We start from the raw sequence: 22,820 nt of genomic DNA on the forward strand, positions 1-22,820 counted from the left end.
AACATGTTCTTTTGAAATTTTTTAGCCTTAAGTATTGACAGCTATTAGCTGGTATAACGGAAGACTGTGTTAATGATTTTTAAAATGTAAAACAACCATTTTTTAGTTTAATTCCTCATCTTCAGACAATTTTATAAATTCCTCTGTATCTTCAATACACATTTTAAGCCCTTTCTCCCAAAATGCCTCGGATGTAATATCTTCCCCTAAATGTTTCATTACTAAATCTTCCACTGTCATACTGCCTGAATCCCGAAGTAAAGCGAGGTATTTCGTTTCAAATTTTTTTCCTTCTTCTTTTGCCTTTTCATATATACTAAGCGCAAACAAGTACCCAAATGTATATGGGAAATTGTAAAATGGGGACTTGGTTATATAGTAATGTGGTGTCCAAACCCACGAATGGATTTGAATAGTGGCAATAGAACCCTTATATCCTTCATTTATTGCTTCTTGCATTAGTTCATTTAGACGTGATGATGAAACAATTCCTTCTTTTCGTTCCTCGTAAAAGTTTTTCTCAAACAAAAACCTGGAATGGATATTCATAAAGTTCATCACACTGCGTTTTATCTTTTCATCTAACAATAATAGTCGCTCTTTATTGGAATTTGCCTTTTCTATTGCGGCATCCAGCATTACCATTTCCGAAAATGTTGAAGCTGTTTCTGCTATACTCAATGGATATTGTTTGTTTATCCCTTCAACAGACTTCATGGCATCGTTATGGAAAGCATGCCCCAGTTCATGCGCTAGAGTTAATACATCCTTTATCGTACCACCATAAGTCATGAATACCCTTGATTGTTCCGAAAGAGGGAACCCTGCGCAAAATGGAACTGCGGATTTATTTGGGCGGTCTTCCGATTCTACCCACCCCTTTTCGAAAGCTTGTCGAGCGAACTTTTCCATCTCTGGTCCAAATCGACCAAGGTGTTCAGTCACAAAATCCACGGCCTCATTGTAGTTCTTTTGTTGTTTGCTTTCTGTAATAGGTGCCCAAAAATCATAAGAGTTGAGTTTTGTTTCACCAAGTATTCCAGCCTTTTTATTAAGGTAGTTTGTAAACGGTTGCTTATGTTTACCAACTGCTCTCCACATTGCATTCAGGGTTTCTTCTTTCATGTGGTTGTCCAATAGTGGCTCTTTTAAAATATTTTCAATGCCTTTATGTTTATGTACTTGCAAACGGAAGCCAGCTATATGGTTAAGAACTTTTGCAAACAATTCCTCTTTCTGTGTCCAAACGTCTTCTAACGCCTTATGCGACTCTTTACGTACCTCTTCATTATGGTGTGACCTTAAAGTCATTGCCTGCCCCACTGACAATTCATTTACTTTACCGTTGATTGGAACATGCACTTTTATATCACTTATAAGCGCATTGTATAACGGACGCCAGGCATGATAACCATCAACCATTAGATCAGTTACCAATTTCTCTTCATTATCAGGTAATTGCAATTGACCTTTTTTTCGCCATTCATTTAATTTGAATTCATAGTTGCATAATTCATCGGTATCTAACAGTGCCTCCCACAAACTTTTCTCTGTATTTACAATAGTCCTTTGTGTTTTTTGTACAACGGATTCAAAACTAGCTCTAACAGATTCTACCTGGCCCTGGAGTGAAGTAGCTTTCTGATCTTTTGGGTTTTGGGCTAGTAAACATGTGATGAAGGAATTGGCTTCTGATAAATGGGTTGTAATGATACTAATATATTCAATTAACTCTGCAATCTTTATTGAATCATCAACATCTTGTGGAGTATGAAAACAATCTGCCCTACTTTTAAATTCACTAACCATACCTACTAATTCTTCCATGTGTTTACTTAATTGACACGACTCACTTCCATCTGGGAATAATGTATCTAAGTCCCATACTACGCAATACTTAATATCTTTCACCTTTTTCTCCCCCATTCATATAAGCGAATAATTGTTCGGTTATTTTATTGTGACAGATACTCACTTATCCTTCAACTACCTTACTGCTAGTTGAGTACATTCCTGCACTATCTGTAATCCACTTCTTATTAGAGGATTCCTGTTCTGGTAAGTATTTTTAACACGAGTATTACTCAGGTAGTACCCCATTTTCTATCTTTGTTTATCTCAATTTTTTCCTGAAGAGCTTTTTCCAAATCAATCTTCATCTTATTGGCAAGGTCAAATATGTTCCAGACCGCATCATACATTTCCAATCCTAGCCCTTCCTTACCTTTTTGAATGTCTGCGAGATTGGTTGCCAAAGATTCACTTAAAACTTCTTCTACGATCTCCCCGATTTCAGTGACAAGAAAAAGAGTTCTTTTTTTAATTGATTTAGTTCTACTAAATTCCTCAACATATTTTTGTAATTCTGATATCTCCATTAGGAGCGAATTCCTTTCAACTGTTCACCAAAATGGCCCGTTTCATAAAAAATGACACAAATCCTTATTCAGGAAGTGCGCCCGATTGTGGAATTATCACATTCTGCCTATCGACACAATTGTATCAAACTTTTTAGATTATCGGACTTTATTCAAAAAAATCAATCTTTATTATAAATTATCAAACTTTATTTATAAGCCACATCTATATGGGTACCGCAGCATTTTGCATTTTGACTTTTGATTCACTCTAAGGACAATATACACTATAAAGGGTTACAGCCATAGAAAAAACTGCCAAAAAAATTGATGGCTGTAGCTATTTTCATAATTTTCCTAGAATAAATTCGTATATTTGTTAAAAAATATACCAAAAAGCTTATAGGGGTTTTATTTGTGAAAAGGAAGAAGAGGGAAAGTGCTAAGGATATAGTCATTCTTTCAGCAATAGGTACTGTTGTTTCAACTGTAAGTGCTTTTGTATTAGATTCACGATTAAAAAAAGCGATGAAAAAGAGTAATCAACAATGATAGATCCATGGTTCTATGTATCAAATGATTTATTAGTAAATAATTATTGTAGGGCTGCTGAGCGAAAACATGATGATGAGATAATCCAAATGTACTTTAAAGAAATAAAGCGAAAAATTTTAAAAGTTGATAAACCTAGTCATAAACAAAGTCACCCTAAAAGAATAAAGTGACTAGTTTTTAGTGTTTTTTAGAGATAAATAAATGGATTAACGCGAGTGAAGTGCTAAAATGCTGGCGCTAGACCTATATAAGGTCATTGATCAGGTGATAATATAAAGCTTTTTTCAACATAGTTTGTTATACTAAATGTAAGTGTAATAAGGTTTTTCATAGTGGTGTCTCACTCCCTTTTAAAGTAGAAAGGGGGTGATGCGATATGACAGATTTTCAAACAATTTTCCTGATGATTTCATTTGAAAGTCTAATTGTAGCAATTCTGTCACATCAAAAAAAGTAACCACCCTATGACCTTTTGGCGAAGCAATTAGGGTAGTTACCTTTTAGATAGTTACTCAACTTGTGAGCCGCCCCTTTGAAGGGCTATTGCACTTAGGCTGAATGGTGTTAGTCGCACCGTTCAGTCTTTATTATTGTATTACTTTCTATATATAGTATACCTCATTTTAAATAATTGTAAAACATTCTGAAACAGATGTGGAGAACTTAAAGGGAATAACAGTCCTTTTCTACTTGGGGTAGCGTCAGGAAAATGCAGATTTACAACGTTAAGGAAATTCCCAAATAAAAAGCCCAATTTCTCAGCATTGGCTTTTTCGTTACCCAAAAAAAGCACCCAGTGTATGAAGTGACCCCATAAAGTTAGAGTAGAAAACTAACTTTTGGGGTCGGTACCTTAGGCTCTGCTCTTTTTTATTACTTAATTACCTCTTTTATATAAGAGACTAGTTCCTCATTTATTTCGTTGTTTTGAAGGGCAAAATCTATAGTTGTTTTTACAAAACCCAGCTTCTCTCCAACATCATAATGCTTACCTCTAAAATCATAAGCATATACACTCTTAATTTTATTAAGATTCTGAATAGAATCCGTCAATTGAATCTCTCCACCCACACCAGTTTCCAAACTCCCCAAAAAGTCAAAAACCTCAGGTATTAAAATGTAGCGTCCTATAATTGCTAAGTTAGAAGGAGCGGTTCCTTGCTTTGGTTTTTCAACAAAATGATTAACTTTGTAGCGTCTTCCCTCAACTGTGCTAGGATCAATAATTCCGTATAGATGCGTTTTCTCACTAGCCACCTTTTGCACACCAATAACGGGCGATTCAGTAGCGTCATATTGCTCGATTAATTGTTTCATACAAGGTTTTTCAGCTTGGACAATATCATCACCTAATAACACAGCAAAAGGTTCATTCCCAATAAATTTTCGTGCACTCCATACAGCATGACCCAGTCCTTTAGGTTCCTTTTGTCGTATGTAATGTATCTCAACCTTTGAGGATTGCCTCACCTTTTCCAGTAATTCAAATTTTTCTTTTCTAATTAAATTATCTTCAAGTTCATAGTTATTATCAAAATGATCTTCTATTGCACGCTTGCCTTTACCTGTGACAATAATAATATCTTCTATGCCAGATTCAATTGCTTCCTCTACAATATATTCGATTGTTGGTTTGTCAACAATCGGTAACATTTCTTTCGGCATTGCCTTAGTAGCAGGTAAAAATCGTGTTCCGAGTCCTGCAGCTGGGATTATGGCTTTTTTAACTGTGGACAATAATAAAACCTCCATTTTCTGTTACGTTACATAACATAGATAAAGCACCTACCATACTCCCACTGTTGCACCTATGATTAAAATAATCATGTAGATACTTCTCCCCAATTTGTCTTTAAGATACGAAGTCATGATCCCTCCAGGCTTTCACCAAACAGCTCAATCAACTTATTTTGACGATATTGGAAAATCGTTTTTAATTTATTTTCCACATTTAGCTTGTGCACCGTTCTACCAACAAAAGCAAAAGGCATTGCATAATGAACGATATCAGTCATCTCTATTCCATTATCTATTTCTTTAAAATGATGTTGATGATGCCAAAAGCGATAAGGACCAAACCGTTGCTCATCAACAAAATAATGTGGAGCGGAAACATGTGTAATTTCCGTTACCCAATTCAGTTTGATTCCGAGAAGTGGCTTTATTTTGTAAGTTATAATCATTCTGGGGTACATTTTTTGAGGTGGTAAATCTTGTACTTCAAAACGCATCCATGATGGTGTGATTTCAGACAGCCCGTTTGGGTTTGAAAAAAAATCCCATGCTTCATTTAGCGATAAAGGTAATTGTTGCTTTGTTGCAAAGGTATATAGTTTCAATACTCCTCTTCCTTTCTGAAAAACTACACAAATCGTTCCTTATTTCCCCTGTTTAGAGTCACGTAACGCTTCAAACAAAATTGCTTCCTAATGCTATCCTTGGTTAGACGTTATAAAATTAAATAACCGCTAGACAATTGCTAGCTGATTTTAAATTATAATTCCTTTCCTACGAAGGTTGCCAAGACATTCTCTTAAATATAGCTCGTCATGCTCTGGATAATTACCATCTTCGTCATTAGTAGATAGGCTTTCATCAGTATGAGGCGAACAGAGCTTGCCACGATAATACATGTCCTCCCACAAAGGATCATTTCGATAACCTCTTCGTTTCATTTCATCTATGACCTTCATATGATAAAGAAAGAGTTTATATGGTGAGTGTTCAAAAACATAATTAACTGTTTCGTGTTTCTTCCCCCAACCATTTCCCCTTAAGGCACAACATTCTCGGTGTTGGCCTAATAACTGTTGACGTGGTAATTTTGCTATTAATTGCTCATGCCATAGTCTCATTTTATCTCATCTCCCGTACTGATGCCTTGCCATAACAATTCGATAACCTTGAATTTGCGATGCAGAATTGTAGTCTCCAGCAAAATGCAATACTTGCTACTGTTAATTGTATTTCTATAACTGAACCGCAATTCGAACAAGTCTTTGTAGAAGGCAACCATTTGTCTATTTTAATAAGCTGGTGCGGGTGTAATTCCATACCCGTCATTTCGTTTCTCACATCTTAACCTTTCTGCCTTTCCACATAACGGAGCGTAAAATGTGCGTTCGATATAAGGAATACATAAACAGCACAATAAAAAATATAAATAGGATTGGAAAGCATATTACCACCCAACTGTTGAAATTACCTACTCTTCTTGTTAAAAATAAGAAATGTAACCCATACAACAAATAAAGAATAATACTTATCCCTATCAATGTTATATTGTCCATTTGACTAGATAAAATCAGAAGTGACAATACAGAAAGCGCGCCCGATATCCATATATTAATCAATAACATCACGAACCAATGCGTTGATTGAGATGCTGTTGCCAACGTCTTAGTCCAACCTTCTATAAGTTGCTGTATTCCTTCAGGGTACATGCGAAAACTTATGATGTTCTTCCCACCATAATTGCGAACAGGTAAGTTATTAGCAGTAAATAACGCACTAAGCGCAAAATCATCCATAATTGAGTCTTTAGCTGATCCATGACCTCCACTTACTAGATAACTTTCCTTGTCACAGAGAATACAAGGACCAAATGAACCAGCTGTTTTGAATTTTTGTTTCCATATAGTAAATACATTGATACCTGTAAAGACGATAATATTGAAAACTGCCGATAAATGCTCATACGATTTTTGTATCTGATGATACGGCTGGACGGATAAAATACCTTTGGCATGCTGTTTCTGATAGGAAGAAAGTAATTTTTTCAAGCTATTATTAGCTAAAAATTGTACATCAGCATCCAGAAACAACAACCATTTCCCTGCTGCATGCTCCGCTCCATAGGAACAAGCAAGTGACTTTCCTGAAGTGGTCTCCCCTACTGTTTCTTTGTCATTTGTTAATACCGTTGCACCATATTTTGCCGCGATAGCTGCTGTATTATCTTCCGATTCGTCGTCTACAACGAGGATTTCAAAAGCTTTCCATGTTTGCATTTTCAATGATTTTAATAAAACTGGAAGACGGTTTGCTTCGTTTCTAGCAGGAATAATAATGGATATATATGGTAGATTTTTAGGTTCCTCATCCGATTCAGGAATTGACAATGACCAAAACATTAATGTACCACTTAATAAACCAAAGAGAGTCAGGATAACTCCCATAATTAAGAATACGTGCATAAAGGTATTCCTCCCTCTATATAATTAAAATATCTACGAAATGCTTAATTTTTAGAATTTCTTAAATCCCCTTTTCACAAGGCGGGTGAGGTAAAGGGCTGAAAAGCTCTTTTAAATAGCATGTTTATAAATCGTCAAGTAGTTACGCAATCCAAGTGTAATTGATAGAGCGTTGTTCAGAACAACCTGGATTTCATTTAAGTATTCATTCTCCTGAGTAGTCAAATAGAATGCCTTTATCATCATGCAGTAGCTCCTGTGCAGCGATCCTGGCTGATAAAAGCACAATCGGGACTCCAGCGCCCGGATGTGTGCTACTCCCTGTAAAATATAGATTAGAACAATTACTCGCCTTGCTTTGTGGGCGTAGGTGATTGCTCTGCGTGAGAGTTGGCTGCAAACCGAAAGTAGCACCATTATATGCATTGAATTTTGATTCAAAGTCCAGTGGTGTTATACAGGTTTCGGTGACAATTTCGTTATCAATGTTTTCAAAACCATGTATCTTTTTCAGTGTATCTAAAATGTAGGTGCGATAATAATTAATCGTTTCCTCATTCCATTGATAATTTGCTGTGTCTAGATTTGAGACAGGCATCAAAATATACAATCCATCTTTTCCATCGGGGGCCAGGGAAGGATCCATTTTCGATGCTATGTACACATAGAAAGACGCATTTGTAAGCTTATCCCCAGAAAAAATATCATGAAGATTTTTTTCCATTTTTTCATTGAAAACAAAATTATGAACGTGCTCAATTTCTTCATATTTCCTATCCATGCCAAGATATAAGAGAAAACAAGAACAGGAGTATTTCATCTTGTCAATCTTCTTGTCAGTATGTTTCCCTTTGGCAACCTTATCATTTACCAGGTTTTTCATGGCATATGGGAAATCGGCATTGCAGACGACAAAATCGGAAGAAACTTTCTGGTCGTCTACCATAATTCCAGTTGCTTTATGATCGGTAATGCTTATTTCCTGGACATTTTTGTTATAAGAAATTGTTCCTCCAAGTTCTTTGAAGAGTTTTTCCATAGCCAAGGCCATCGTATACATCCCACCTTTGATAAACCATACACCATACAAAAATTGAATCATTGGGAGCATGGTATAAAACGATGGGCTTTTCAGTGGGGAAATGCCCACATACAATGTTTGAAAGCTAATTATTTGTTTTAACCGTTCATTTTTAATATATTTACCGATAAAGTTATCCGCAGTGTCAAATGCTTTCATTTTCCTAACCTTTTTCAACATGGACAAATTATAAAAGTCACTACGTTTGCGGAACGGTCTTTGGATAATGTCATGCTTGCCAACCATAAAACGTTTATAAATTTCATGCAGATATTGAAAAAACCCTTCCGCATCCTCTTCACTGATAGATTCAATCGTCTTTGTCAATTTTATAAGGTCAGAGGAAATATCGATAGGGTTGGCGGGAATATCACTGAAGTAAACCCGGTACATTGGATCCAACCTTTCCATTGGAATATAATCATCAGGGTTGCGGTTGCAGAGTTCAAATATTTCCCGATACAATTCCGGCATCATGACAATACTTGGGCCCAAATCAAATTTGTAGCCTTCCATTTCAATTCGATTCATCTTCCCCCCAGGCGTGGATTCTTTTTCGTATATTTCCACTTGATAGCCAGCATGCTGCAGCCTTATTGCACTAGCAAGCCCTGCGACGCCTGCGCCAATTACACTTACCTTCTTTTTCATGTCATTTCCCTCATTTCATTAAAGCGCATTATTTCTCATTTTCAAGTTTTATGGTTCATCATGTTTAGGATAAATTGGATGGTTTACATTGTATTTTATAATCATTTAATTGGGTCTTGAATAAGTGAAGTGATACGTCCGCGATTATAACGCTGGACGACGATTATTGGCAGGTTAAATAAGAGAGCATACAGGATCATCATCCACCCTACCCATAAGGGGTTCCATAAGAAAAATAATGGAGCAGGCAAAATGGACAGCCAGTGTGTCAACTCCGCACGCTTTGTTTCTGCAGAAAAGATTTTCAAGTCACTCCTATTTGTGCCATGCAACCCTTTTTTACCGTAGCCTTTTTTAAGAAAAATTGTCCCGTCTATAAGGGACCCTTTCCATTTTTTTACACGAAATAACCTTTGCCATATTTTTCCTGAGTCTTCCCAAGAGAAAATCTGAAAAGAAGGATATTCTCTCTGAAAAAAAGTGAAAGGCAGTTTCAAGCAAATGACAGAAATGATTAGATGAAAAAAAGACCATGCAACTATATCAATTACAATAATCCAGATGACAGGAAGTGAAACAATCGGCATAGCGATCCTCCTAACGTTTTACATTCTTCTCTGTAACAGCATTTGCTCTACAACAGCCATTTCCGAAACTTCTTCACTACGTCCATATCTTTATCAGTATACGGCGGAAATTTATCTTGAACATCCATATAATAATAGGCTTTATATTCTGTCTTGTCGTAGCTGCAGGCCAGAAAACCCGCTTTACCATGATAAGCACCGTTTCCGCTTCGCCCAATGCCCCCAAAAGGGACATGAGGATTTGCAGCGTGATGGATCACTTGATTGACGCTGACCGTAGTTGATTGCATGTGGTGCTTAAACAAACGAATATGCTTGTTGCTTTTACTAAAAACATAAGCGGTCAAAGAATCCCGTTGAATAACCTGCTGTGCCAATAATGTTTTTAAGTCAGAATATGGAATGACAGGAAGTACCGGCCCGAAAATTTCTTCCTGTAAGATGGAACTTCCTGGTTTAATATTTATAAGCACTGTGGGGGCGATGAATAAATCTCCCTCATCGTGCGTACCAGTGTGCCAAACATCGCCTTGCCCAATGAAATGGATCATTTTTTGAAAATGCGCTGTATGACAAACTCTTCCATAGTCATCACTTTTTTCAGGTCGATCACCGTAAAAGGCTGAAAGCGTCGTGGAAATTTCAGAAAGTGTTTTTTCATAAATGGATTCGTGGACAAAAAGGGTGTCTGGTGAAATACAGGTTTGTCCTGCGTTAAGGAATTTACCCCAAACGACTTCCTGTATAGCTGCTTTAGAAAAACCTGTTTCATCTATAATACATGGGTTTTTCCCGCCTAGTTCCAACATCACTGGTGTGAGATTTTTAGCAGCCTCCATTGCCACGCCCTTTCCGGTCTTCTCGCTACCTGTAAAAAAAATAAAATCAAAAGGTAATGAAGTCAATATCCGAGCAGTTTGTACATCCCCTGTAACAACTGTTAGCTGTGTTGGGGAAAATGTTTGATTGATAACCTCTTTTAGTAATTTGCTTGTTGCTGGTGCATGCTCCGATGGTTTAATTACACAACTGTTCCCGCCAGCTATTGCACTGATAGCGGGCATTAGTGCAAGCTGCAACGGATAATTCCATGGACTGATTATCAATACACTGCCGTATGGGTTTCTCATTACTCGGACAGTTTCCAGGTATCCAAACTTTATATGGTGGGTGCGAATTGGTCTTGTCCATTTTCCTATATGCTTTAATACATAATCGATTTCATTCAATAAGATAGCTATTTCAAAAGAAAAGGCTTCGAATGCTGATCTTCCCATATCTGAAAGAAGTGATCGCATAAATGCTGCTTCATATTCCACAAGCATCTTTTTCAGCCGCAAAAGCATTTTCTTTCGTGTCCCTACTGAAGGAATGGAGCAGGAAAGGAAATCTTCCTGCTGCTTTTCTAGTAATATCTTCAGGTACAAACTATCATTCTTAGCCATTTTGTGTATCTCTTTGCACAATTTTATCGCGCACCTGCTGGCCGCTTAAGGTGACCATTGGCATTCCACCACCTGGGTTGACCGTTCCACCGACAAAATATAAATTGTCATAGCGTTCGCTTTGTTTCGGGTGTTTAAATCCTTTATTTTTCTTACGATCTGACAACGTGCCATATATCGCTCCACGGTCAGATCCATAAACACGTTTGATATCTTCTGGTGTCCATATATCCTTTGTCACAATGTTTTCCCGTAAATGATCCAGACCCATTTCTTCTAATTTAATCAGTACTCGTTCCGCAAAAAGGTCATAGTCTTGCTGTGTTAAAGGTTTATCCTGGATGTAGGGAATATGAGGCAGTACTTTTAAATTTTCATATCCTTCGGGTGCCTGGGATGGATCTGTTTTATTAACGTTTACCAAGTAAATGACTGGGTCATCTGGTAGTTCATGACGATGAAATATCTTATCCATCTGCTGTTTCATATTTTTTGCAAAGAAAAAGTTATGATGGCCAAGCTGTGGATAGCTTTTTTTTACGCCCAAATGCATAACGAGCCCAGAACTAGATGGTTCGAATTTCTTTTTCAACTTTTTAACATAGCCGTTCTTTTCCTCAAGCAAATGCTCATAAACAGGTATTACTTCCATATTAGAAACATAATAATCTGCGGTTAATTCTGTTCCATCCTCCAAAAGGGCTCCGGTGATTTCACCTTTCTTTTTATTAAGTTTTAGAACTTGTTTTCCTGTATGAAATGTAACGCCAACTTCCTTTGCTAGCCTTACCAATCCGTTTGCAAGATGATGCATCCCACCTGGCACATACCATATACCTTGGGCATGCTGCATGTAAATCATCATATTCAATACCGCTGGTGCATCATAGGGAGAAGAACCAACATACTTGATAAAGTAAGAGAGCATGTCCTGGAATTGTTTATTACTAATCCGTTTATCAAGTGCTTGGTGAACCGTTGAGAACAGATCAAAGTTTTTCAAAGCGCTGAACATGCCATTATATTGCATAATATCACTCGTATTATCAGCACCGTTCTTAAAGTAACTTTTCTCCGTCATATCATATAGTTTCTTTGAATACTTCAGTAGTTTCCTATATTGACGTATATCTCTGTTTTTCAGAGTTGCATTTTTTGCTTGCATTTCCTGTAAATCTTCATATAAATCAATGATATTGCCATTGGGAAAAAAGGAGCGCCACTGGTGGTCCAGCTTTACAGTCGGGACATAATCCACCATTTTTTTTCCGCTGGCAGTAAACAATCTTTCAAAGCTTTTCGGCATCGTTAGGATGGATGGTCCTAAATCAAAGCCAAAACCATCTTGCTCGAGTCGGTTCAATTTTCCACCTAAGTGATCATTTTTCTCATATAAGGAAACTTCATATCCGCTTTGCGCCAGGGAAATCGCAGCGGAAAGACCTCCAAGCCCACCCCCGATGATCAGTACACTTTTATTTCTCCCCAATTAACACAACACCTTTCCAAAACTAAGATTAACTGCTAATAGCAGCGTTTATTTCCATCATTTTTTCTTTCGTGACATAGTTTCGTTTAGTTAGACATTCGTACTCATTGTTTCGCACAGCATCCAATATTCCTCTGTAAACTTGAGCCGATAAGTGGACAGGCATTCGGCTATCAGCGTCAAACAGATCAATATTGCGCAAAAAGTTGTCATATAAAGATTCAGCTCGTACAGCTAGTTTTTCCCAGAGATTGATAAACTTCACATTGATGACACCATTTTGCAAATCATTTTTTGTATATTGAAAATGATTTAATTCATCTTTTGGCAAATAGATTCGGTTTTTCTCATGGAAATCTTCGCCAACATCTCGCAGAATATTGGTTAGTTGCATGGCAATGCCAAGATCAATTGCTGAAGGGCGTAAATAAACAGAAGACTCTGAAGCGATTACAGGCAATAGCATTAAACCGACAGATCCAGCTACATAATAACTGTATTTTTCCAGTCCTTGCATTGTTTCTAGGATGGCAAAATCTATATCCATGGCTTGTCCAGCCAACTGATCATAAAACGGTTTGATATCCATTTCATATTCATTAAATACATGCCTCAGAGCACGCCATAATGGTTTATCTTTTTCTTCATGATCTCTGAATAGATCCAGCTCTTTTTTTAATTTATTTAGGGCCTGATGTTTCTCCTTGGATGAATTATTTCCGTCAGCACAGTCGTCTGCGATCCTGCAAAAAGCATAGATTGCATAAACAGCATTTGCTTTTTCAGAGGGTAGTTTTGAAAAAGCATAGTAAAAGCTTTTGGAATATTTTTTTATTATTGCTTCACAATAATAAAAATCGGCTTGCATTTTCTTTCCATCCATCTAATCTCCTCCTATTGATAGTCAAATTTAATTCCTTTATCATCATGTAGTAATTCCTGCACGGCAATTTTAGCTGATAGCAAAACAATAGGAACACCTGCACCTGGATGTGTGCTACTTCCGGTAAAATACAGATTTTCACAATATGTCGCCTTGCTTTGCGGTCGCATGTGATTGCTCTGTGAGAGGGTTGGCTGCAGACCAAAACACGCACCATTATAGGCATTAAATTTGGATTCAAAATCTTTTGGTGTCATATATGTTTCTGACACAATCTCCTGGTCGATTGTTTCAAATCCCTTAATCCGTTTCATCGCTTGTAAGATAGAGTTGCGGTAGTATTGAATGGTTTCATCATTCCACTCATAATTTGCCGTTGATAAATCTGAAACAGGCATTAGTATGTACAAGCCGTCTTTTCCTTCAGGTGCAAGAGATGCATCCATTTTAGAAGCGATATGTATATAAAATGATGCATCTTCCAGTTTGTTTCCTGTGAATATGTCATCTAAGTTCTTATCCAAATTTTCATTGAAAATGAAATTGTGAACGTGCTCCACTTCTTCATATTTTCGATCCATGCCCAGATACATCAAAAAGCAGGAACAGGAATATTTCATACTATCGATTTTTTTATCCGTGTATTTTCCTTTAGCTTCTGTGTTTTTAACCAGATTTTTCATTGCAAATGGGAAATCAGCATTACACATAACGAAATCCGATTCTTGCTTTTGACCATTGACATAAACGCCATCTGCCACACCGTTTTTGATTGATATTTCTTCTACATCTGTGTTGTACTGAATAGAACCACCAAGTTCTAGAAATAACGTTTCCATAGCAGTTGCCATTGTATACATGCCACCTTTGATAAACCAGATTCCATATAAAAACTCAATCATTGGAATCATTGTGTAAAGAGAAGGACCGTTATATGGGGAAACCCCTATGTATAAGGTTTGAAAACTAATCATTTGTTTCAAGTGTTCATTTTTAATATATTTGTCTAAAAAGTGATCAGCATTGTCCAACGTTTTTAATTTCATAGCTTGTTTTAGCATAAATGGATTGAAGAAATCTTTTTGATTGCGAAAGGGCCGTTGTATGAAATATTTTTTAGCTACAGTAAAACGTTTGTATATTTCCTTTAGATAATTGAGAAAACCTTCTGCATCTTTTTCACTGATTCCTTCAATGGTTTGCATCAGTGTTGTTAAGTCTGACGAAATATTATAAGGCTGATCTACCCTGTCCTGAAAATAAACACTGTACATTGGATCGAGCTTTTCCATCGGTATATAATCATCTGGATCGCGATCACAAAATTCGAAAACCTCCTTATATAACTCTGGCATCATAACGATGGTCGGCCCTAAATCAAATTGATAGCCATCTTTTTCGATTCGGTTCATTTTTCCGCCAGGTATAGTATCTTTTTCAAGTATCTCCACTGTATAACCAGCGTGTTGTAAACGTATTGCACTCGCTAAACCTGCTACTCCTGCGCCAATCACAATTACTTTTTTGGTCATATTATAACTCCTTAACATCTATTTTACCCATAATAACTGAAGGCGAACCCCACCTCGTCCCTTCAATCAGGCCAACAGCTTGAAGTTACACTGCGTTACATTTAAGTTACGACGAAATCTCGAAACCTTGCATCTCAAACATTATACAATATATTTTTATTTTGTACAACGTTTTCGTCAGTTAAGTCACTAGGTACTTAAAAGTATGTTAAAAGTCAATGAAGTTTGTACAATGTTATGGTATAATAAAGGTACATTTGCTGGTAGAATAAAAAGTACTATGATACTCAAAACACAAATAAACATCTCTTTTACATGTTGCCAACAAGAGCGTAAGAAACAAACTTAGTAGGACAAATTTATAATGAACAAAATAGGTTAAAATAATACCCAATGTTTGTTGAAACATATATTTGTGTAAGAAACCCACCTTAGGCTTCCATACAGGTATCGGTTGATTGCTAGCGGTATGTGTGGTTAAGCCATAAATTGAGGGTGACAAGTTTTGTTATTTAAATGGATGGCAACAACAAAACTATCACTAAATCAGTTGTGACAGTACGTATTTTTTATAGGGGGTGGATAATATGGAAAATTTACAAGAAAAGCACTTTTACATTAAAGAAATTGCCAAGTTGACTGGTCTTTCCGAACAACTTATTCGGAAATGGGAAATTAGGTATAACCTTGTACAACCAAAAAGGTTAGAAAATGGCTATCGCTTGTATTCCTTTCATGACCTTTTAACTTTAAAGGAAATAAAGGAATTAAGAGAACAGGGAAAACCAATGAAACAAGCGATACAGGCTATAGTTGCTAAGCAAGATTCAACTGGATTAACACATAAATTGAATCAGGTAGAGAAAAGCCCTAATGTTGAAAAAATGGTGGAAAGAGGCGCGGTATATGATGAACATGGATTGATATTTTTGTTGCGACAATCCCATCATCAATATGGTCTCCATTTGTTTCTACAAAACACCGTTCAACCTTTTTTAGAAAAAGTAGGTGACTTATGGGAAAACGGCCAGTGGGACGAAAGCCAAGAAACAATATCTAGCTTGGTTGTAAAAGATTTTTTAACACAAGTAAGTAGAAACTTCAATCATAATTTGCAAGCCCCACATGCTCTAGGTTTTTGCCTGCCTAATGAACTACATGAAATCCCGTTACAAATCTTATTGTTGCAAATGAAGGTGAAGGGATGGAGAACAACAAGAATTGGATCATCCCCCAAACTTTCAGCGATTGAAAGACTTATTGAACACATGCAGCCGCAAAAAGTATTGTTTTCAGCTTCAACTGTGCTTCCTTTTCAACAGAATGAAAACTTGTTTGAAAAACTTGATCAACTAGCAGAGAAATATGCGCATATCTCCTTTTATATTGGCGGGAAAGGTGTATGGGATTATACAAGAATCGTTAATCCAAAATACATGCATATTTCATTTACAATTGACGACATTATCACGTCATCCAAATCGTGATACTAACAGCGGAGAAAGCAATGTTTTCTTATCGATTTTTGCAACCAACTTTACCCTAAGAATAATTTTCTTAACACTTTATTATCCAAGTAATTTCCCCCTCCAATAACGAAAATCAATATCGAACTTCGATTTCGATAATACATTGCATTTAGTTACTATGCAAGTTTTAAATAGTTACTTTTTTATTTCTCCATCATCAATACTAAACAATTTGGGCCATTAGTTAAATAAAGTGAGCAATTCTATTCAAGAAAACGGAGTCGGTTTAAGGAACTTAAAACTGAAATTAACGCACACCTTTAAGACACACAAATGTTATCAAGACATAAAATTATAAAGCCCAAAAAATAAGGAGGAACACATATATTGCATGACTAATATGTGTTCCTCCTTATTTTAATTTATGAATCCATTGGCACTCTAAGTATGGACAGTAACAAAATAATGGTTTCAACATAAAAAGTATAAGGCAAATATGCAGGCAGGTATAAGTATGGATAACTACGTAAAAGTCATTTTCTTAATGAGGATTTAACCCCTTTTATCTTCTAAAATCCTTAACTTTCTAAATTTATCGTCCTTTGACGTTACTACGTTAACAAAAGGCGGTGATTACTACCTAGAGAACCTTAAAAGCAGGAAAGAAAAATTTACACTTTTGGTTTCATTATAATTGCATGTTTTTCTTCATCTATATATACAAAAAACTTGTTCAATCCTTTTTGCTCAAAATAATTTCGAATTTCTTTTGGGATATAGATGCTTCCTTTCCTACCTACTGTGCTCATAACATCAAAGGTACCATTTTGAGTTGGTTTAATAAAAATATAATTATTATTATGCACTCTGAATTTCACTGTGATTCCTTCTACTATACACAGTTTTTTTCTCCATTTAACTGGAATAGTAAGCGTTTTTTTGTGGTCAAAATTAATGGATTTTTGAATTGATATCATTATGTGCCCCCTATTTAACATATTAATTGGAATAGAGAAGGGTCTACTATTCTCATAACAAATGACAGAATGAATGGTATTAAAAATTGCTGCATTTGAATTACAATTAAAGTTGCACATCATATGCTTAAACGTGTGATTTTCAGTAAGATTATCACTTCTTTGGTAAACCTGACTGTTACGAGCAACGAATATTGGAAAAGTGAAGACCATCATATCGATCTTCACCTTTCACTTTCCCGCTCTTTAATTTAAAGTTAAATAATTGTTTTTCAAGTAAGCAAATAGCCAACTAGCTAATTAGCTAATTAAAAACAAGACTAATAGTTTAAAACAATCCTAGATTATTAAACTTTGAACTAAAATACTTATCGCAATACTAATCATCACTTCTCCTATTTAGTGCGCCATCATATCATGGGCAATATCATATCCATTCATTTCTGATGGGTAGTAGGTGGGCCAATGACTGACTTCATCCAATAAAGCTTCCCTATCGTCACCCCAATACAGATGATAGTGATTAGCTTCAGTCGGGTAGATACTATGATCACTAAATTGAATATATGAAGGAAGTCCTTCCGCCTTTTCTTCTAGTTTAAAGATATATCGCACTCCTCTATTACCGGCATCATATGTTAGAATTTCGTACCCATCGTAGATATACTCACCAGAGTATTCTTTACCATTTTTAAAGAAGGTCACAGTATTCTCTTGAATCACGATACGTCCAACATCTGTTTGGTACCCTTCATTATAATAGTCCTTATATTCTTCGGCAGTCATGTCACCTTCGTGTTCTGCTTTATAAGCAAATACTTCGTCAAGCGTACCATCCTGCAGAAATGGGTATACAGACTGCCAATCTCCTTCCCAATCGGACAGTGACCGATCCTCCACTTGACTGTCTTCAAAATACCCGTTATAAATTTTATCTGTTTCTTCATCATGGACATGACTATGATCGTGATCGTGTTCGTGTTCCTTCGTTAACTCCTCGTTTGATCCTTTTGATTCTTTTCCATTTTCACTACTGTCGGTTGCTTTTTCTCCACACGCAGATAGAACCAAAATGACTGCAAATAAACTAAGTGTGCCTAGTAACTTTTTAAACAATTTCTCTCCTCCTCTTTATTTATAAACACTTCATCGGAATGAATAAGAAACCTATCAGGGTTCCTGTCAAGAATCGCTTTAGGTAAATGTCGGCAATGGATCATGGAATTTACTCCATTCAAGTTTCATCTCGTCGTCTGTTAATAAACATTTATCCAAACCCTTTATAATGTCGCCTTTATCCATTTTCATACCAATAAACACTAACTCAGTCATACGATCTCCGTATTCATCATCCCACCGATCGGCTAACTCTGGTTCTTCTCTTAAAATTTGAATTTGTTCCTGTTCAGGATAAGCGGCGATCCATTCACCTACGCCTTGAACAGCAAGAGATGTTCCAGCCTGCGATAATAAAGCAGACATATCATTTCTTGAGGCCAGCCAGAAAAAACCTTTGGCCCGAACAACACTGGCCGGCCAACTTTCTAACCAGTTCATCCAACGCTCAGGGTGGAACGGCCTCCTCCTTCGATAAACAAAGGAGCCAATGCCATACTCCTCATTCTCAGGAACATGTTCTTCGTTTAATTCTTTGATCCACCCCGCTCCCTGGCTCGCCTTCTCAAAATTAAATAACCCTGTGCTCATTACATATTCAAGTGGAACTTGGCAATAGCGTGTGTCAATAATTTGTGCATCAGGGTTCAGTTTCTTAAGGACAGCTTTTAATTTTTTTTTATCTACTTCACCAACCAAATCTACCTTATTTAAGAGGATTACGTTGGCAAATTCGATTTGATCAATCAAAAGGTCAATAACTTCTCTAGCATCTATTTCGTCTGCTCCCTGATTGCGGTCTAGTAAACTTTCCCCCGATCCATAATCGTCCCAAAAACGATTTGCGTCCACGACCGTAACCATCGTATCCAATAGGCAATGCTCGCCAAGGTTGATTCCAATTTCCTCATCGTCATAAGAGAAGCTCTGCGCAACTGGAATAGGCTCCGAAATTCCGGTTGATTCAATCACGATATAGTCGATGTCAAGTTTAGAAAGCTTTTCTACCTCTTTTATTAAATCTTCTCTGAGAGTACAGCAAATACAGCCATTTTGTAATTCGACCAGTTTTTCTTCAGTCCGGCTGAAGCCGCCCTGTTTAATCATATCAGCATCAATGTTAACTTCGCTCATATCATTGACAACCACCGCTATTTTTAGGTCATCTCTATTGTGTAGAAGATGATTGAGTAATGTAGTTTTTCCTGATCCTAAATAGCCACTCAGCACAGTAACAGGTATTCTATTTGACACCATCTATTCCCTCCTAATCATTTCAACGATACGTTCAGCAGCTTTTCTAGCACCTGCAATGTTTTTAGATACAGGACCAATCTCCAACTCTGCAAGAGCCCCAGCAACAAAAAGCCTATGCTTCCATTCCAAAGAATGCTGTACAATAGGAAATCCACAAGTCGCACAGGGAAGATCTAATTGATCAATTACGGTTTGTAGCCACCTTTTTCCCGGCAGGTCGGTTTTTGCTCCTGTTGCTAGCAGAAGGTAATCACCCCTTACTGATTCCCCATTAATCATAACCAGCTCAATCGCACCAGCCATAACATTGAGATCTTCAATATTTCCCGTATAGATGGTCAATTTGCCCGTTCTGATTTGTTGTCTTAACTTCACATAAAGATCTCTTGTTATAGAACCTCGGTGTCTTGCTTGCTGGATAAGTCTTCTTCGTTCATCATAACAATCTACTTGATGGTAGTTCCTTAAATATTTCGGACCAAGCCAGCCAGGATCGCTATCAAAATCTTCAATCCGAAAAGGATGTCGCTTCACCAAGGTAACAGAGTGAATAGAACTTTTGCTTGATAGGGTATAGGCAAGATGTGCTGCAGTCATGCCTCCCCCTACAATGACAACTTCTCCCGTCACGGGTAGAGGTGCCTCCATTTCAAATACGTGATGTACAGCTCGTGTACTTTTGTATGGAAGGGACCACTTTGGGTATTGTGGTGAATGGTTTACGCCCATAGCAAGAACGACTCGTTTCCCTTGAACCATTTGATCATCAGAAGTACTTACATTCCACACTCCATCCGACCAAGCAAGCCCCTCCACAGTCCCTTGCCTCCAACATTCCTTTAATCCTACACCGTCCGTTGTGTCTAAGCTATGCTGATTAAACATGTCCAAGCGAGGTCTTGCATACTTTCCTTTGAATGGTTGAGTATAGTCGTTCGCTCGGGAATATTTCTTTAAGCTGTATGGATCGCAGTTCAGGTGATGAACGGATGTAGATCTTAGATAAGGCATGCCGATTTTATTCGTCAATGTCCGCCACGTCTGCATGGGTTCTGGATAAGGGTCGATGATCAGGAACTCTTCCTTAGCAACCTTTTCTTCCAGAAGGCGGGTGGCCACGCAACACCCTTGAATTCCTCCACCTATGATGATCCACTCATACATACGCGACTCCCTCTTTTCTTACCAACTTGATTTTTTCACACCTGGGATCTGTCCTTTATGCGCATATTCCCTAAATGCGATACGAGACATTTTAAACTTCCTCATATAACCACGTGGTCTTCCCGTCACTTCACATCTACCTGTTAAACGAGTTGGAGATGAATCACGAGGAAGCATTCTAAGTGCCTCATAATCTCCTTTAGCTTTTAGCTCTCTTCGCAGTTCAGCGTATTTCTCTACCATTTCTTGTCTCTTTTTTTCTTTTGCGATCTTTGATTTCTTGGCCATTTTCTTCTTCACCTATCCTTTTCATAGTAATTATTATAAGTTATTCTTTTAATAATTATTTTCGATGTCTTTATAGACTTCACTTGCTGTAGTGCTCGTTTGACCGATGTACTTCCCTCTATACGGTTTTGTTGGATGATCCATCTCCGCGATCACCAATTGACAAATTCTCCATCCCTCGATCAGCCTAATGGGACAACGGTTAGAATTAAACAATTCAAGTGTGATGCACCCCTCAAATCCTGGATCGACCCATCCAGCATTTTGAACGAATAATCCCATTCTTCCAATCGAACTTCTGCCTTCCACAAAAGCCGTAAGGTGACTGGGCAATTTCACCCATTCCTTCGTTGTCGCGATAGGAAGCCTTTTTACGCATTGAAAGTGTTCCTGTGCTGTGCTCATCCAATGTCATGAAATGTCTACCCAATGTAAGATCAACAGAAGCCGGTTGAACCTGAGAATGAGCTAAAGGATCAATTACTAGCTCCTCATCCTCTAATTTTTTGAGAATGGTCTGACTTGATAAAATCACTTTTACACCTTCTTCTTTTTTTATTGAGCAGCGACTTCCCAAGTGAATGGATCTTTCATATTAGACCATTCCTTATCCATCTCTTCAGGTGTCAATAAACATTGATCCAGCTCTTTAACAATCGTTCCCTTGTCAAGATTGATCCCTATAAAAACCAACTTGATCATTCGATCCCCAAACTCCACATCCCAATCGTTCAAAACATCGGGGTTTTGTTGGATCGTTCGGTCCTTTTGTTTTTGGGGGAGCGAGGCTACCCAATAGGAGACCGGTTCAATAGAGACGGAAGGACCTGCTTGGGATAATAGAAGGGCCAATTGATTTCTTGTTGCACACCATACAATTCCTTTGGCACGTACAATAGACGTAGGTATTCGGCTGATCCAGTTGTAGAAACGTTGGGAATGGAAGGGTAACCTTCTCTTATATACAAAGGAATGAATTCCATACTCCACCGTTTCCGGTTTATGTTGTTCCGGGCCCGCCATTAATTCTTGAAGCCATCCAGCCGACTTACTTGCACTCTCAAAACTAAAACGATGAGTATTCAAAATTTTCGCTGGGGAGACTTCACCAAATGTTGTATGAATAACTTCCGCTTCGGGTTGTAGTGTTTGAATAACGTTCGTTAACGAATCCAGCTGCTTTTCCGTCACCAGGTCACATTTATTTAACAAAAGCACATCACAAAATTCGATCTGATCGATAAGTAGATCGGCAATATTTCTCTCATCCTCTTCCCCTACCGCCTGTTTTCTGTCTAGTAGGCGATCTCCGGATTTGTAATCCTTCCAAAAACGATAGGTATCCACGACAGTAACCATTGTATCCAGACGACAGAATTGTGTCAGATCGATCCCCAGTTCTTCATCGATATAAGAAAATGTCTGAGCGACTGGCACAGGCTCGCTAATCCCAGTAGATTCGATGACTATATAATCAATGTCCCCAGTTTTTGCGATCTTTTCAACTTCGATCAGTAAATCTTCTCTCAATGTCCAGCAGATACACCCATTGGACATCTCAACTAAATTCTCCTCTGTCCTTGAAAAATGCCCTCCCTTCTCTATCAAGTCTGCATCGATGTTGATTTCACTCATGTCATTAACGATGACTGCGATTCTCATCCCACCACGATTATTTAATATATGATTGAGCAGAGTAGTTTTCCCTGAACCCAAGTATCCACTTAAAATGGTGACCGGTATTTTCTGTCCCAAACTTATCCCTCCTTAAAT

At 37.4% G+C, this 22,820-nt stretch carries 20 protein-coding genes and 1 pseudogene; 2 read left to right on the forward strand and 19 right to left on the reverse strand.

The features are described 5' to 3' along the window. Nucleotides 1–102: 102 nt before the first annotated feature. Nucleotides 103–1,911: a M3 family oligoendopeptidase gene (locus AC3G7N_RS17900; protein WP_489423534.1), complete on the reverse strand. Its 1,809-nt coding sequence runs from the start codon at nucleotides 1,909–1,911 to the stop codon at nucleotides 103–105. A 173-nt stretch (nucleotides 1,912–2,084) separates the two neighbouring features. Continuing rightward, nucleotides 2,085–2,378: a MazG nucleotide pyrophosphohydrolase domain-containing protein gene (locus tag AC3G7N_RS17905; protein WP_489423535.1), complete on the reverse strand. Its 294-nt coding sequence runs from the start codon at nucleotides 2,376–2,378 to the stop codon at nucleotides 2,085–2,087. A 396-nt stretch (nucleotides 2,379–2,774) separates the two neighbouring features. Between AC3G7N_RS17905 and AC3G7N_RS17910 the strand changes: the two genes are divergently transcribed. After that, the gene (locus tag AC3G7N_RS17910) at nucleotides 2,775–2,909 is read left to right on the forward strand and encodes a hypothetical protein (RefSeq protein ID WP_489423536.1); all 135 of its coding nucleotides are present in this window, start codon (nucleotides 2,775–2,777) and stop codon (nucleotides 2,907–2,909) included. Nucleotides 2,910–3,785: 876 nt separating this feature from the next. Here the strand turns inward: AC3G7N_RS17910 and galU are convergent. The 10 genes from galU to AC3G7N_RS17960 form a co-directional block, all read right to left on the reverse strand. After that, nucleotides 3,786–4,649 carry a UTP--glucose-1-phosphate uridylyltransferase GalU gene (gene galU / locus AC3G7N_RS17915; protein WP_489423537.1) on the reverse strand — a complete coding sequence of 288 codons (864 nt, stop codon included), beginning with the start codon at nucleotides 4,647–4,649 and terminating at the stop codon, nucleotides 3,786–3,788. Between the two features lie 128 nt (nucleotides 4,650–4,777). Continuing rightward, nucleotides 4,778–5,251 (reverse strand): SRPBCC family protein, encoded by a 474-nt coding sequence (locus tag AC3G7N_RS17920; RefSeq protein ID WP_489423538.1) that lies wholly within the window; start codon nucleotides 5,249–5,251, stop codon nucleotides 4,778–4,780. 150 nt (nucleotides 5,252–5,401) lie between these two features. Next, complete coding sequence (locus AC3G7N_RS17925; RefSeq protein WP_489423539.1) at nucleotides 5,402–5,767, reverse strand: TIGR02328 family protein; 366 nt, start codon at nucleotides 5,765–5,767, stop codon at nucleotides 5,402–5,404. Nucleotides 5,768–5,983: 216 nt separating this feature from the next. Continuing rightward, nucleotides 5,984–7,108 carry a glycosyltransferase family 2 protein gene (locus tag AC3G7N_RS17930; RefSeq protein WP_489423540.1) on the reverse strand — a complete coding sequence of 375 codons (1,125 nt, stop codon included), beginning with the start codon at nucleotides 7,106–7,108 and terminating at the stop codon, nucleotides 5,984–5,986. Between the two features lie 205 nt (nucleotides 7,109–7,313). Continuing rightward, nucleotides 7,314–8,840 (reverse strand): phytoene desaturase family protein, encoded by a 1,527-nt coding sequence (locus tag AC3G7N_RS17935; protein ID WP_489423541.1) that lies wholly within the window; start codon nucleotides 8,838–8,840, stop codon nucleotides 7,314–7,316. A gap of 101 nt (nucleotides 8,841–8,941) precedes the next feature. Continuing rightward, a complete protein-coding gene (locus AC3G7N_RS17940) occupies nucleotides 8,942–9,427 on the reverse strand; it encodes a glycosyl-4,4'-diaponeurosporenoate acyltransferase CrtO family protein (protein WP_489423542.1) in 486 nt (161 codons plus the stop codon). Between the two features lie 47 nt (nucleotides 9,428–9,474). Further along, on the reverse strand, nucleotides 9,475–10,872 hold the full coding sequence (locus AC3G7N_RS17945; RefSeq protein ID WP_489423543.1) for an aldehyde dehydrogenase family protein: 1,398 nt from the start codon (nucleotides 10,870–10,872) through the stop codon (nucleotides 9,475–9,477). Beyond that, on the reverse strand, nucleotides 10,865–12,361 hold the full coding sequence (locus AC3G7N_RS17950) for a phytoene desaturase family protein (RefSeq protein ID WP_489423544.1): 1,497 nt from the start codon (nucleotides 12,359–12,361) through the stop codon (nucleotides 10,865–10,867). Before AC3G7N_RS17950 ends, AC3G7N_RS17945 begins: the two co-directional genes overlap by 8 nt. A gap of 28 nt (nucleotides 12,362–12,389) precedes the next feature. After that, on the reverse strand, nucleotides 12,390–13,244 hold the full coding sequence (locus tag AC3G7N_RS17955; RefSeq protein WP_489423545.1) for a phytoene/squalene synthase family protein: 855 nt from the start codon (nucleotides 13,242–13,244) through the stop codon (nucleotides 12,390–12,392). 11 nt (nucleotides 13,245–13,255) lie between these two features. Beyond that, entirely contained in the window at nucleotides 13,256–14,776 is a 1,521-nt protein-coding gene (locus tag AC3G7N_RS17960; protein WP_489423546.1) for a phytoene desaturase family protein, read from the reverse strand. 587 nt (nucleotides 14,777–15,363) lie between these two features. On the opposite strand from AC3G7N_RS17960, the gene AC3G7N_RS17965 reads away from it, so the two are divergent. Next, nucleotides 15,364–16,263, forward strand: coding sequence for a MerR family transcriptional regulator (locus AC3G7N_RS17965; protein WP_489423547.1), 900 nt, complete (start codon nucleotides 15,364–15,366; stop codon nucleotides 16,261–16,263). 653 nt (nucleotides 16,264–16,916) lie between these two features. Here the strand turns inward: AC3G7N_RS17965 and AC3G7N_RS17970 are convergent. The 7 genes and pseudogenes from AC3G7N_RS17970 to AC3G7N_RS18000 all read right to left on the reverse strand — a co-directional run bounded on the left by AC3G7N_RS17970 (nucleotide 16,917) and on the right by AC3G7N_RS18000 (nucleotide 22,802). After that, nucleotides 16,917–17,222, reverse strand: a complete 306-nt coding sequence (locus tag AC3G7N_RS17970) for a hypothetical protein (protein ID WP_489423548.1) — start codon at nucleotides 17,220–17,222, stop codon at nucleotides 16,917–16,919. Between the two features lie 399 nt (nucleotides 17,223–17,621). Next, the gene (locus AC3G7N_RS17975; protein ID WP_489423549.1) at nucleotides 17,622–18,338 is read right to left on the reverse strand and encodes a metal-binding protein ZinT; all 717 of its coding nucleotides are present in this window, start codon (nucleotides 18,336–18,338) and stop codon (nucleotides 17,622–17,624) included. Nucleotides 18,339–18,416: 78 nt separating this feature from the next. Continuing rightward, complete coding sequence (locus AC3G7N_RS17980; RefSeq protein WP_489423550.1) at nucleotides 18,417–19,595, reverse strand: GTP-binding protein; 1,179 nt, start codon at nucleotides 19,593–19,595, stop codon at nucleotides 18,417–18,419. Beyond that, nucleotides 19,596–20,759: an FAD/NAD(P)-binding protein gene (locus tag AC3G7N_RS17985; protein WP_489423551.1), complete on the reverse strand. Its 1,164-nt coding sequence runs from the start codon at nucleotides 20,757–20,759 to the stop codon at nucleotides 19,596–19,598. It lies immediately after the preceding gene. 18 nt (nucleotides 20,760–20,777) lie between these two features. Next, nucleotides 20,778–21,047, reverse strand: coding sequence for a 30S ribosomal protein S14 (gene rpsN / locus AC3G7N_RS17990; RefSeq protein WP_489423552.1), 270 nt, complete (start codon nucleotides 21,045–21,047; stop codon nucleotides 20,778–20,780). Between the two features lie 48 nt (nucleotides 21,048–21,095). After that, nucleotides 21,096–21,582: pseudogene (dcd, locus tag AC3G7N_RS17995) on the reverse strand (dCTP deaminase). Between the two features lie 20 nt (nucleotides 21,583–21,602). Next, nucleotides 21,603–22,802, reverse strand: a complete 1,200-nt coding sequence (locus AC3G7N_RS18000) for a CobW family GTP-binding protein (protein WP_489423553.1) — start codon at nucleotides 22,800–22,802, stop codon at nucleotides 21,603–21,605. Nucleotides 22,803–22,820: the final 18 nt, after the last annotated feature.

This window comes from Virgibacillus carmonensis (genome assembly GCF_057836705.1).

Bases quoted from the DNA above. Each gene is read 5' to 3' on its own strand.
- AC3G7N_RS17955 (WP_489423545.1), bottom strand. From the start codon at position 13,244: ATGGATGGAAAGAAAATGCAAGCCGATTTTTATTATTGTGAAGCAATA.
- AC3G7N_RS17945 (WP_489423543.1), bottom strand. From the start codon at position 10,872: ATGGCTAAGAATGATAGTTTGTACCTGAAGATATTACTAGAAAAGCAG.
- AC3G7N_RS17985 (WP_489423551.1), bottom strand. From the start codon at position 20,759: ATGTATGAGTGGATCATCATAGGTGGAGGAATTCAAGGGTGTTGCGTG.
- AC3G7N_RS17970 (WP_489423548.1), bottom strand. From the start codon at position 17,222: ATGATATCAATTCAAAAATCCATTAATTTTGACCACAAAAAAACGCTT.
- AC3G7N_RS17980 (WP_489423550.1), bottom strand. From the start codon at position 19,595: ATGGTGTCAAATAGAATACCTGTTACTGTGCTGAGTGGCTATTTAGGA.
- AC3G7N_RS17965 (WP_489423547.1), top strand. From the start codon at position 15,364: ATGGAAAATTTACAAGAAAAGCACTTTTACATTAAAGAAATTGCCAAG.
- AC3G7N_RS17905 (WP_489423535.1), bottom strand. From the start codon at position 2,378: ATGGAGATATCAGAATTACAAAAATATGTTGAGGAATTTAGTAGAACT.
- AC3G7N_RS17940 (WP_489423542.1), bottom strand. From the start codon at position 9,427: ATGCCGATTGTTTCACTTCCTGTCATCTGGATTATTGTAATTGATATA.
- AC3G7N_RS17935 (WP_489423541.1), bottom strand. From the start codon at position 8,840: ATGAAAAAGAAGGTAAGTGTAATTGGCGCAGGCGTCGCAGGGCTTGCT.
- rpsN (WP_489423552.1), bottom strand. From the start codon at position 21,047: ATGGCCAAGAAATCAAAGATCGCAAAAGAAAAAAAGAGACAAGAAATG.
- AC3G7N_RS17925 (WP_489423539.1), bottom strand. From the start codon at position 5,767: ATGAGACTATGGCATGAGCAATTAATAGCAAAATTACCACGTCAACAG.
- AC3G7N_RS17960 (WP_489423546.1), bottom strand. From the start codon at position 14,776: ATGACCAAAAAAGTAATTGTGATTGGCGCAGGAGTAGCAGGTTTAGCG.
- AC3G7N_RS17930 (WP_489423540.1), bottom strand. From the start codon at position 7,108: ATGCACGTATTCTTAATTATGGGAGTTATCCTGACTCTCTTTGGTTTA.